Origin of the sequence: Collimonas sp. (assembly GCF_035566555.1) — a bacterium.
Taxonomy (GTDB): Bacteria; Pseudomonadota; Gammaproteobacteria; order Burkholderiales; family Burkholderiaceae_D; genus Collimonas.
The window spans coordinates 1-11,142 of sequence record NZ_DATMRB010000075.1 but is presented as its reverse complement, the minus strand read 5'-3'; the positions used below and the strand labels follow the sequence as shown (position 1 = coordinate 11,142).

General features: G+C 60.2%; 13 protein-coding genes. 10 read left to right on the top strand and 3 right to left on the bottom strand.

The window, feature by feature from the left end; translation table 11 throughout:
* Positions 1-35 precede the first annotated feature (35 nt).
* The 6 genes from VNZ65_RS09675 (at position 36) to clsB (ending at position 5,791) form a co-directional block, all read left to right on the top strand.
* Positions 36-398 carry an FmdB family zinc ribbon protein gene (locus tag VNZ65_RS09675; protein WP_325668381.1) on the top strand — a complete coding sequence of 121 codons (363 nt, stop codon included), beginning with the start codon at positions 36-38 and terminating at the stop codon, positions 396-398.
* 70 nt (positions 399-468) lie between these two features.
* Entirely contained in the window at positions 469-1,119 is a 651-nt protein-coding gene (locus VNZ65_RS09670; RefSeq protein WP_325668379.1) for a DUF502 domain-containing protein, read from the top strand.
* Positions 1,120-1,225: 106 nt separating this feature from the next.
* Complete coding sequence (aspS, locus tag VNZ65_RS09665; RefSeq protein WP_168231358.1) at positions 1,226-3,028, top strand: aspartate--tRNA ligase; 1,803 nt, start codon at positions 1,226-1,228, stop codon at positions 3,026-3,028.
* 233 nt (positions 3,029-3,261) lie between these two features.
* Positions 3,262-3,723, top strand: a complete 462-nt coding sequence (nudB, locus tag VNZ65_RS09660; RefSeq protein WP_062111951.1) for a dihydroneopterin triphosphate diphosphatase — start codon at positions 3,262-3,264, stop codon at positions 3,721-3,723.
* A gap of 12 nt (positions 3,724-3,735) precedes the next feature.
* The gene (locus tag VNZ65_RS09655) at positions 3,736-4,542 is read left to right on the top strand and encodes an endonuclease/exonuclease/phosphatase family protein (RefSeq protein ID WP_325668373.1); all 807 of its coding nucleotides are present in this window, start codon (positions 3,736-3,738) and stop codon (positions 4,540-4,542) included.
* Positions 4,543-4,627: 85 nt separating this feature from the next.
* Complete coding sequence (gene clsB / locus VNZ65_RS09650; RefSeq protein WP_325668371.1) at positions 4,628-5,791, top strand: cardiolipin synthase ClsB; 1,164 nt, start codon at positions 4,628-4,630, stop codon at positions 5,789-5,791.
* Positions 5,792-5,881: 90 nt separating this feature from the next.
* Here the strand turns inward: clsB and VNZ65_RS09645 are convergent, their stop codons facing one another.
* The 3 genes from VNZ65_RS09645 to mscL form a co-directional block, all read right to left on the bottom strand.
* Positions 5,882-6,607 carry an anti-sigma factor gene (locus VNZ65_RS09645; protein ID WP_325668369.1) on the bottom strand — a complete coding sequence of 242 codons (726 nt, stop codon included), beginning with the start codon at positions 6,605-6,607 and terminating at the stop codon, positions 5,882-5,884.
* Positions 6,604-7,191: an RNA polymerase sigma factor gene (locus VNZ65_RS09640; protein WP_325668367.1), complete on the bottom strand. Its 588-nt coding sequence runs from the start codon at positions 7,189-7,191 to the stop codon at positions 6,604-6,606. The genes VNZ65_RS09645 and VNZ65_RS09640 overlap by 4 nt, the downstream gene beginning before the upstream one ends.
* A gap of 223 nt (positions 7,192-7,414) precedes the next feature.
* Positions 7,415-7,825, bottom strand: coding sequence for a large conductance mechanosensitive channel protein MscL (gene mscL, locus VNZ65_RS09635; RefSeq protein WP_325668365.1), 411 nt, complete (start codon positions 7,823-7,825; stop codon positions 7,415-7,417).
* 303 nt (positions 7,826-8,128) lie between these two features.
* On the opposite strand from mscL, the gene petA reads away from it, so the two are divergent.
* The 4 genes from petA to VNZ65_RS09615 all read left to right on the top strand — a co-directional run.
* Entirely contained in the window at positions 8,129-8,749 is a 621-nt protein-coding gene (gene petA / locus VNZ65_RS09630; protein WP_038485351.1) for a ubiquinol-cytochrome c reductase iron-sulfur subunit, read from the top strand.
* Positions 8,750-8,752: 3 nt separating this feature from the next.
* Positions 8,753-10,156 (top strand): cytochrome bc complex cytochrome b subunit, encoded by a 1,404-nt coding sequence (locus tag VNZ65_RS09625; protein ID WP_325668362.1) that lies wholly within the window; start codon positions 8,753-8,755, stop codon positions 10,154-10,156.
* Positions 10,157-10,172: 16 nt separating this feature from the next.
* Positions 10,173-10,955 carry a cytochrome c1 gene (locus tag VNZ65_RS09620; protein WP_325668360.1) on the top strand — a complete coding sequence of 261 codons (783 nt, stop codon included), beginning with the start codon at positions 10,173-10,175 and terminating at the stop codon, positions 10,953-10,955.
* A gap of 81 nt (positions 10,956-11,036) precedes the next feature.
* Positions 11,037-11,142, top strand: a 106-nt coding sequence (locus tag VNZ65_RS09615) for a glutaredoxin domain-containing protein (protein WP_325659762.1), incomplete at its 3' end; no start/stop codon positions are given.

The window sequence follows — 11,142 nt, the reverse complement described above, 5'->3', positions numbered from 1 at the left end:
TTCAGGGTTTTGTAAGATATTTGCGGAGTTTCACCATGCCGATTTATGCGTATCGCTGCGAAGCCTGTGGTTTTGCCAAAGATGTGCTGCAAAAGATGTCCGATGAGCCGCTGACGGTTTGCCCGTCCTGCAGCAAAGCCGAATTCAAGAAACAAGTGACTGCGGCTGGTTTTCAGCTGAAAGGCAGCGGCTGGTATGTCACCGATTTCCGTGGCGGCGCCGGGGCGACAGTGCCGCCGGCAGGCGCAGCAGAACCGGCGGCGCCCGCGGGTACCGTGGTCACTGCTCCGGCGACGCCGACAGCCCCGGCTGCCGCTGCCGCCAGCAGCACGGCGCCGGCAGCAGCCAGCACCGGTGCAGCCGGCAGCAGTTCCGGCGGCACGGCAGCGGCAAGCTGAGGTCGTCCACTTAGTCAACGAGTTGAACCCGGCGCAGCTGCTTGGCAGCTGACGTCCGACAAAGAAAGCCATGCGTAAATATTTCATCACCGGTCTACTGGTTCTCGTACCCCTGGCAATCACGCTATGGGTGCTGAACCTGATCATTGGCACGATGGACCAGTCGCTGCTGCTGCTGCCTGAGCAATGGCGGCCCAAGGCTTCGCTGGGCCACGATATTCCAGGCCTCGGCACCATCCTGACCTTGCTGGTGATTTTCCTGACCGGCCTGGCGACGCGCAATTTCATCGGCCGCCAGATCGTCCAGGTATGGGAAGCGGTGCTGACCCGGATTCCGGTGGTCAGCTCGATCTATTCCAGCGTCAAGCAGGTCTCGGACACTTTGTTCTCGTCGTCCGGCAATGCCTTCCGCAAAGCCTTGCTGGTGCAGTATCCGCGCCAGGGATCGTGGACCATCGCGTTCCTGACCGGGATCCCTGGCGGCGACGTCAAGAATCACCTGGCCGGCGATTACGTCAGCGTGTATGTGCCGACGACGCCGAATCCGACTTCGGGCTTCTTCCTGATGCTGCCGCGCGCGGACACCATCGAACTCGACATGAGCGTCGACGAAGCCCTGAAGTATATTGTTTCAATGGGCGTGGTCGCGCCGGAGCAACTGAACGGCAGGAAGCTGATCGTCGATACGCCGCCGGGCAGCGGCAACAAGCCCGGCGCATAAGAGCGGCGGGCGGCGGCATTCGGCGCCGCGCCGGACATCTCCGCGCTGCAAGCACCAACATTAATTTAAAACATCCGTACAACATCTGAACTGCGAAAAACTGAATATGTCCATGCGAACCCAATACTGCGGCCTCACTACTGAGGTACTTCTCGGCCAAACCGTCAGCCTGTGCGGCTGGGTGCATCGTCGTCGCGATCATGGCGGCGTCATCTTCATCGACCTGCGCGACCGCGAAGGCCTGGTGCAGGTGGTGTGCGATCCGGACCGCGCTGAAGTATTCAAGAACGCAGAAGCGGTACGCAACGAATTCTGCCTGCGCATCACCGGCGTGGTGCGCCTGCGCCCTGACGGCACCGGCAACAGCAACCTGAAGTCCGGCAAGATCGAAGTACTGGCGCATGAACTGGAAGTGCTGAACCCGTCGATCACGCCGCCGTTCCAGCTGGACGACGACAACTTGTCGGAAACCACCCGCCTGACGCACCGCGTGCTGGACCTGCGCCGTCCGCAGATGCAAAACAACCTGCGCCTGCGCTACAAGGTGACGATGGAAGTGCGCAAATTCCTGGATGCCAACGGCTTCATCGACATCGAAACGCCGATGCTGACCAAGTCGACCCCGGAAGGCGCGCGCGACTACCTGGTGCCGTCGCGTGTCAACGCCGGCCACTTCTTCGCGCTGCCGCAATCACCGCAGCTGTTCAAGCAGCTGCTGATGGTGGCCAACTTCGATCGTTACTACCAGATCGTCAAATGCTTCCGCGATGAAGACCTGCGCGCTGACCGCCAGCCGGAATTCACCCAGATCGACTGCGAAACTTCCTTCATGTCGGAACAGGAAATCCGCGACATGTTCGAGGGCATGATCCGCCTGGTGTTCAAGAACGCGCTGGATATCGACCTGCCTAACCCGTTCCCGGTCATGGACTTCGCTACCGCGATGGCGCTGTACGGTTCGGACAAGCCGGACATGCGCGTCAAGCTGGCCTTCACCGACCTCACCGCAGTGATGAAAGACGTCGACTTCAAGGTCTTCGCCGGCGCTGCCAACATGGAAAACGGCCGCGTGGTCGGCCTGCGCGTGCCTGGCGGCGCGGCCATGCCGCGTTCCGAAATCGATGCCTACACCCAGTTCGTCGCCATCTACGGCGCCAAGGGCCTGGCTTACATCAAGGTCAACGAGAAGGCCAACGGCCGCGACGGTCTGCAATCGCCTATCGTCAAGAACCTGCACGATGCCGCGCTGGCGCAGATCCTGGAACAGACCGGCGCGCAAGACGGCGACCTGATTTTCTTCGGCGCCGACAAGGCCAAGGTGGTCAACGATGCCATCGGCGCCCTGCGCGTCAAGATCGGTCACAGCGAGTTCGGCAAGAAGGCTGGCCTGTTCGACGACACCTGGCGTCCGCTGTGGGTGGTCGACTTCCCGATGTTTGAATACGACGAAGACAGCGGCCGCTGGAACGCCTTGCACCATCCGTTCACATCGCCGAAAGACGGTCACGAAGATTTCATCGAAACCGATCCAGGCAAGGCCATCGCCAAGGCCTACGACATGGTCTTGAACGGCTGGGAACTGGGCGGCGGTTCGATCCGTATCCACCGCGCGGAAGTGCAGAGCAAGGTGTTCCGTGCTCTGAATATCGGCGCCGAAGAAGCGCAGCTGAAATTCGGCTTCCTGCTCGACGCCCTGCAGTATGGCGCGCCTCCGCATGGCGGCCTGGCTTTCGGCCTCGATCGCATCGTCACCATGATGTGCGGCGCCGAGTCGATCCGCGACGTCATCGCCTTCCCGAAGACCCAGCGCGCGCAATGCCTGCTGACGCAAGCGCCGTCGGAAGTCGACGAAAAGCAATTGAAAGAATTGCATATCCGCCTGCGTACGCCAGAAGCGAAAGTAGTCTGATTTTCAGAGACAAAGCAGTCATTAAAAAGCGCGGTTTTCCGCGCTTTTTTTACGCCTCCCGAAACCGGTTTATAGTAGTGCTTTGCGTAGACCGGCTCATTGCAGCACAACCTTGCCCAGCCTGCTAAGCGTGGCCGGTCACTCAGCCGCTGGCGGCGGTGGTGTAGCATGGCTGGCATGATCTTGCGCTTGCCGGATTACGCTGACGCAACCTCATTTTTTTGCTTATTTGCATGTATAAAATTCCCGAATCGGTATTGGTGGTTATTTACACGGAAGACTTGCAGGTGTTGTTGATGCAGCGCGCCGACAAGCTGGATTACTGGCAGTCGGTGACCGGGTCCAAGGATTTCCCCGAGGAAGCGCTGGCAGCGACAGCAAGCCGTGAAGTGCAGGAAGAAACCGGCATTGCGATTGCCGACGGCGGCAGCGTACCCGCCGCCAACCTGAGCGACTGGCGGGTGGCGAATATCTACGAGATTTATCCGGTGTGGCGCCATCGCTACGCGCCGGGTGTGACAAAGAATACCGAACACGTGTTCGGCCTGCTGGTGCCGGCCGGCATCGCGGTCACGCTGGCGCCGCGCGAACATTTGCAATACAAATGGCTGCCTTACCGCGAGGCCGCCGATGCGTGTTTTTCGCCGTCCAACGCCGAGGCTATCCTGCAATTGCCGCATCACCTTGAACAGTAAGCCGTACCCTCCATGAAACTGCGTATCGCAACCTACAACATACACAAGGGCGTTTCCTCGCTCGGCAGCCGACCGCGCGTGCACGCCCTGAAGCAGGCGCTGGCGCGGATGCAGGCGGATGTCTTCTTCCTGCAGGAAGTACAGGGACGGCACGACTTGCTGGCGGCGCGTCACGCGGCGCACTGGCCAGAGCAGCCGCAGCATGATTTCCTGGCCGGCGATTCGCATCACGCCGCCTACGGCATGAACGCCGTCTACGACCACGGCCATCACGGCAACGCTTTGCTGAGCCGCTTCGAAATCGCCTCGCAAAGCAACCAGGACGTCTCCGACCATGCTTATGAGGCGCGCGGCATCCTGCATTGCGTCCTGAAAACCCCGACCGTCGATGTCCATTGCTACGTGGTGCACCTGGGTTTGTTCGGCGGCGGCCGCCGCCGCCAGACCGCGGCCCTGATCGAAGCGGTGCGCAGTTCCTCGCCGCCGGATGCGCCGCTGATCATCGCCGGCGATTTCAACGACTGGGGCAATCGCCTGAGCGACTTCCTGCGGGCGCGGCTGGACGTGACCGAAATATTCGATGAGCGCATCGCCAGCGCCGGCATGATGCAAGGCGTCGGCTCCTACCTGCAGCAGCTGATAGGACGCACGCCCAAGCTGAAGCCGGCGCGGACTTTTCCTGCCGCCTTTCCGTGGCTGCGGCTGGACCGGATTTATCTGCGCGGCTTTACGGTAGAATCGGCGGAAGTCCTGCACGGTGCGGAATGGGCAAAACTGTCGGACCACGCGCCTATCGTAGCGACGCTCAGATTGCGTTAAACACCGTCGCCTGCGCCGGCTTCAACCATGATTTCAGAAAGATCGTCCGCATGCCGTCTCTCTTCTTGTTCGCTTTTTCCATTGCATGCGCGCGGTAAGCTTCAGCGCGGATAATCACATCACGCTGCTGCACAATGGCGCCGCCTTTTTTCCGGCGCTGATTGCCGCGATCGATGCCGCCCGCGTCGAAATCTACCTGGAAACCTATATCTTCGCCGCCGACGCCACCGCAGACTCGGTGCAGCAGGCGCTGACGCGCGCGGCGCAGCGCGGCGTCACCGTGCGCGTGATCACCGACTGGCTCGGCAGCGGCCGCCTGCGCTCGCTGTCGCTGCAACGAGAATTCGAGGCCAGCGGCGTCATGTATCGCGCTTTCAACCCGTGGTTCCGGCGCGGCGTCGCCAGGATGCATCGCAAGATGTGCGTGGTCGACCGCCACATCAGTTTTATCGGCGGCTTGAATATCATCGACGACATGGTTTCCGACGACGATTTGCGTCTGCCGCTGCCGGCGCCGCGCTGGGATTTTGCGGTGAGCATCAGCGGCCCGCTGGTGGCCACCATCCATCTTGAACTGGAAGCGCAATGGCTGCGGCTGGGCGAAATGAAACTGCTGGCGCGCCTGCAGCAGTTCAAGCGCAGCCGCGCCCGTCGCCCAGGCAACGCGCACGGACCAGCGCTGGCGGGCCTGGTGCTGCGCGATAACCTGCGCAACCGCCGCACCATCCAGCGCGCCTATCTGCAGGCGCTGGGACATGCGCGCCAAAGCGCCTTGCTGACCAGCCCTTATTTTGCCCCCGGCCGGAAATTGCGGCGCGGGCTGGAGGAGGCGGCAAGACGTGGGGTCGACGTCACCTTGCTGCTGGGAGTAGGACATTATCGGCTGCAGGATGCGGTGAGCCAGTCTTATTATCCGAAACTGATGAAGGCCGGCGTCAAGATTGTGGAATACCGCAAGACCACGCTGCACGCCAAGGTGGCGGTGGTTGACGAACACTGGGCCACTGTCGGCTCCAGCAATTTCGATGGTTTGAGCCTGCTGGTGAACCAGGAAGCCAACGTGGTGATCAGGGATGCCGATTTTTCCCGCGCGTTGCGGCAGCAGATAGAGATCGGCATCGCCGACGGCGATGCCGTCGCCGTCGATGCCTTCGACAACCTGTCATGGCAGGCGCGTGCCTGGCACGGCACTGCTTTTTTCCTGTATCGCTTGCTGATGCGGGTGATCACCATCGGCAACCGCGAATGACCGCGGCCTGCTCACGCTGAGCCCAACCGCCGGAATGAAACGGGCCGCTGCATCTCTGCTGCGGCCCACATCGCCGGCAACCGCGATCGGCTAGATCTGCACCCAGGCGCCCTTGAACACGATGGGTCCGGTCGGGCCGTTGGGATTCGGCGAGCCGCCCTTCGGTTCCAGCGTCACCGCCAGCAGCGGTATCGACTGCGGCGTGGCGTTGGCCGGCAATGCCAGGCTGACGCTGCCGTCGGCGGCCAGCAGGCCGAGCGAGCGTGGCGGACCTTCTTTCGGCACGGCCCACAGTTCCAGGCTCTTGTCGGCGGCAATCGCTTGCGGCGCGATCACCTTGACGGTCAGGCGGCCGCCTGGGGCATCGCCGGTCACCACGGCAATCGGCTGGGCCTGGTCGTTGCTCAGCATCGCGATATACGAGGAGGCTGGCATGGGCGCCGGCAGCGGCTGTAATTGCTTGGTAAGCAGCAGCGAGGTCAGGATGATGGCGGCGGCGGTGGAGAACATGCCTAGTCCGCGCCAGAAGCTGATGTCTTCGCGCAGCTCGAACCAGAAAGAGCGCTGGCGCCGCGGCTTGGCGGACAGGCCGAGCTTGGCTTCGAGCGCTGGCCAGACTGCGGCCGGGGGAGGCACTGCCGGCGTCAGTTCGGCCAGCGGATGCAGCCGGTCCTGCCATTCGGCGACTGCCAGGCGCAATGTGTCGTGGCGCCGCAGCAGGCTCTCGAAACGGCGGCGCGCACCGCCCTTGAGCGTGCCCAATACGTACTCGGCCGCCAGCTTGTCTACCAGGGCAGGATTGGTCTGGATGTTCATCGGGCGCCCCCCAGCGTGCCCAGACAGGTCTTGAGGCGCTCCAGGCCGCGCCTGATCCAGGTCTTGACGGTGCCGATCGGCAGCTTCATCTGTTCCGCGACTTCGCTATGCGACAGGTCGTGATAGAAGGACAGGGCAATGGCTTGACGATGCAATCCCTCCAGGCGCCCCAGGCATGCTGCCAGCGCCTTCGCATCCGTGGTGAGTTGCAGCGCTTCCAACGGTGTCGGGTCAGCGCTCTCCATTGCGTTCATGACTTCCTTGTCGAATGTGTCGGCATCGATCTCGACGGCGCTGTCGCTACGGCGCAGGAAATCGAAGGCTTTGTTGCGCACGATGGTGGTCATCCAGGTCATCGGGGCGGCCAGGCTGGCCTGGTAGCTGTCTGCATTGTTCCAGACGTTGACGAAGCTGTCCTGCAGAACCTCTTCTGCCCATTCGCGCTTGACTAGTATACGCAGCGCGAAGCCAAACAGTTTCGGCGCAGTCGCGTCATAGAGAGCGCGGAAGGCAAGGGCGTCCTTGCGGGCGACTGCAGCCAGCCAGATCTTCAGTTGTTCCGGTTGCAAGTCGGTGGAGGGCAATTCGGCTCCCTTTAGATTAGATACGGCTGCGTCGCCTTGGCGGCGTGTCTTGGTTTTGTTGTTGCGCAAACAAGCAGCGCCATGTGCAGATTACCGCATGGGAACTCGTGACGCAACTTGCAGGCGGCGCTTGCTCAAGCGGGGCTGGCGGACGGGCGTAAAAAAGCCCGCTGTCAGGAAGCGGGCTCTTGGCTGCGGCGTTGTTGCTTGCCGCAGGGTAGGGCTATTTCTTCAGCGAATCGCGGATTTCGCGCAGCAGCACGATGTTTTCCGGATCGGCCGCAGGCGCAGGCGGGACTTCGCCGCGCAGCTTGTTGATGATGCGCACCATCTGGAAAATCACGAAAGCCAGGATGACGAAATTCAGGGCGATGGTGATGAAGTTGCCGTAGGCCAGCACGGCGCCGGCTTTCTTGGCTTCGGCCAGGGTCAGGCCTGCGGCCTGGCCGTTCAGCGGGAAGTAGTGGTTGGCAAAGTCGAGGCCGCCGAAAATCTTGCCGACCACCGGCATGATGATGTCCTGCACCAGTGAGTCGACGATCTTGCCGAAGGCGCCGCCGATGATGACGCCGACCGCCAGATCCATCACATTGCCTTTGAGCGCAAAGGTCTTGAATTCTTGCATCATGCTCATATCGCTATTTCTCCATACTAATGTTGACAGTCGGTAAGATACTGCGATCGCGACCGGATTAAAAGGACAAAATTGTCAATTCTTGTTATTTTCCACCATCTTTTCAGGAGCGCCCAGACTTGCTGCGGTGCAAGAATGAGCATCTGAAGGGAATTGTGCCAGATTTAACGGCAGAATCGATGTAATTAAGTGATTTTGTACTTGACTGTACGTATTTCCTTTAAAACAGTCTCCGGCTTCGATATAATCTAGGGTTGCTAGAAGTTCCGTGCAATTTTCGTATTTTGACTGATTGGGGTTGGTATGAGTATCGAAAAGCAGGTCGATTCCGGTCGGCGTGGTTTGCTCGTCGCTACATGCGCGGCGGGTGGAGTGGCCGGTCTGGCCACTGCGGGGGCTTTTGTGTCCACGTTCCAGCCGTCCGAGCGCGCGAAAGCAGCAGGAGCGCCAGTGGAAGTGGATATTTCCGGCATTAAACCAGGCGAGATGCAAGTGTTCGAGTGGCGCGGTAAGCCCGTCTGGATCATGAAGCGTACCCCCGAGCAACTGAAAGGGCTGGAACATACCGCCTCTGAAGTTGCCGATCCCGAGTCGCTCAAGCCCTACACCATGGACTTGCCCGACTATTGCAAGAACAAGTCGAACAACCGCGGCCATGTCGGCCACGAAGAAACCCTGGTGCTGGTCGGTATCTGCCCGCATCTGGGCTGCTCCCCATCTTCGAAATTCACGCCAGGCGCGCAGGCTTCGCTGCCGGACGACTGGCAAGGCGGCTTCCTTTGCCCTTGCCATGGTTCCACCTTCGACCTGGCCGGCCGTGTCTTCAAGAACAAGCCAGCGCCGAACAATCTCGATGTGCCACGCTACATGTACCTGTCCGATACCAAGATCGTCATTGGTAAAGACGAGAAAGGTGAGGCTTAAACCATGGCATTCCACGAAAAACAGCTGCCGGCCGATGCCCCCATCGCCGAGAAAGCCTTGAACTGGGTCGATGCGCGTTTCCCCGTGACTTCCACCTGGAAGGCGCATCTGTCGGAATACTACGCGCCTAAGAACTTCAACTTCTGGTACGCCTTCGGTTCGCTGGCGCTGCTGGTGCTGGTGATCCAGATCGTCACCGGCATCTTCCTGGTGATGCACTACAAGCCGGACGCTACCCTGGCTTTCGCCTCGGTGGAATACATCATGCGCGACGTGCCGTGGGGCTGGCTGGTGCGCTACATGCACTCGACCGGCGCTTCGGCCTTCTTCATCGTGGTCTACCTGCACATGGTGCGCGGCCTGCTGTACGGTTCGTACCGCAAACCGCGCGAGCTGGTGTGGCTGTTCGGCGTCGGCATTTTCCTGTGCCTGATGGGCGAAGCCTTCATGGGCTATCTGCTGCCTTGGGGCCAGATGTCCTACTGGGGCGCGCAGGTGATCGTCAACCTGTTCGGTGCGATTCCTTTCATCGGCCCTGACCTGTCGCTGTGGATCCGCGGCGACTACGTGGTGTCGGACGCTACCCTGAACCGCTTCTTCTCGTTCCACGTGATCGCGATTCCGCTGGTGCTGATCGGCCTGGTGGTAGCCCATATCATCGCCCTGCACGAAGTCGGCTCGAACAATCCCGACGGCGTCGAGATCAAGGAAAAGCTGGATGCCAAGGGCATACCGCTGGACGGCGTGCCTTTCCACCCTTACTACTCGGTGCATGACGTGATGGCGGTTGCGGTGTTCCTGATTGTCTTCAGCGCGGTGGTGTTCTTCGGCCCGGAAATGGGCGGCTACTTCCTCGAGTACAACAACTTCGTCCCGGCCGATTCGCTCAAGACGCCGCCGCATATCGCACCGGTCTGGTATTTCACGCCTTACTATTCGATCCTGCGCGCAGTGACTTCGGACTTCATCATCTACCTGCAAGCCGGCGTCGCCGCCTTTGTCGCGCTGCTGTGGTTGAAGTCGTCGCTGAGCGGCATCGTCAAGATTGCCTCTACCGTGATCGGCGTGGCCATCATCGGCGCCATGTTCATCTTCGACGCCAAGTTCTTCGGCGTGGTCCTGATGGGCGTCTCGGTCATGATCCTGGCCGGCCTGCCTTGGCTGGATCATTCCAAGGTCAAGTCGATCCGCTATCGTCCGAGCTGGCACAAATACATCTACATCCTGTTTGCGATCACGTTTGTGGTGCTGGGCTACCTCGGCGTGCAACCGCCATCGGCCATCGGCGGCTATGTGTCGAAAGTCTGCACTTTCATCTACTTCGGCTTCTTCCTGCTGATGCCATGGTGGAGCGCGGCGGGTACGTTCAAGCCGGTGCCGGACCGTGTTGTTTATCACCCGCACTAAGCCAGAGGATAAGAACATGACATTGCTTAAAAGCGCATTGATAAAAAAATTAGTGGCGACTCTGGTGCTGCTGCCTGCGCTGGCTTTCGCCAGCGAAGAAGGCGGCTATCCGCTGGATACCGCTCCGCCGCAGGGGAATAACCTGTCGGCGCTGCAGAACGGCGCCAAGCTGTTCGTGAATTACTGTCTCAACTGCCACTCGGCATCGTCCATGCGCTACAACCGCCTGCGCGATATCGGCCTGACAGAAGAGCAGATCAAGGACAACCTGCTGTTCACCACCGACAAGGTCGGCGGCCTGATGACCATCGCCATGGCGCCGAAAGACGGCAAGGAATGGTTCGGCGCCGCGCCGCCGGACCTGTCGGTGATTGCCCGCGCCAAGGCATCCGGCGCCGGCAGCGGCCCGGACTGGCTGTACACCTACCTGCGCACCTTCTATAAGGACGATACCCGTCCAAGTGGATGGAATAACATGGTTTTCCCTAACGTCGGCATGCCGCACGTACTGTGGGAACTGGAAGGCATTCGTACTGCCAAATACGAAGACGTAAAAGATCCTCACGAAGAAGGCAAGATGGAGCACAAGTTTGTCGGTTTCGAGCAGCTCAAGCCAGGCAAGATGAACAAGGTCGAATATGACGTTGCAGTCGCCGACCTGGTTTCCTATCTTGAATGGATGGGCGAGCCTGCTCAGAATACCCGCAAGCGCCTGGGCGTCTGGGTACTGCTGTTCCTCGGCATGTTCTTTGTTCTGGCATGGCGCCTCAACGCGTCATACTGGAAAGACGTTAAGTAGTTCATATCCGCGATTTTGCGGATATGCGTTTTGGGGTGAGCCGTATGGGTCTCACCCTTTTGTTTCTAAGGAACTATAAAAATGATGGTTCTCTATTCGGGTACAACCTGCCCATTTTCACAACGCTGCCGTCTCGTTCTGTTCGAGAAAGGCATGGACTTTGAAATTCGCGATGTCGACTTGTTCA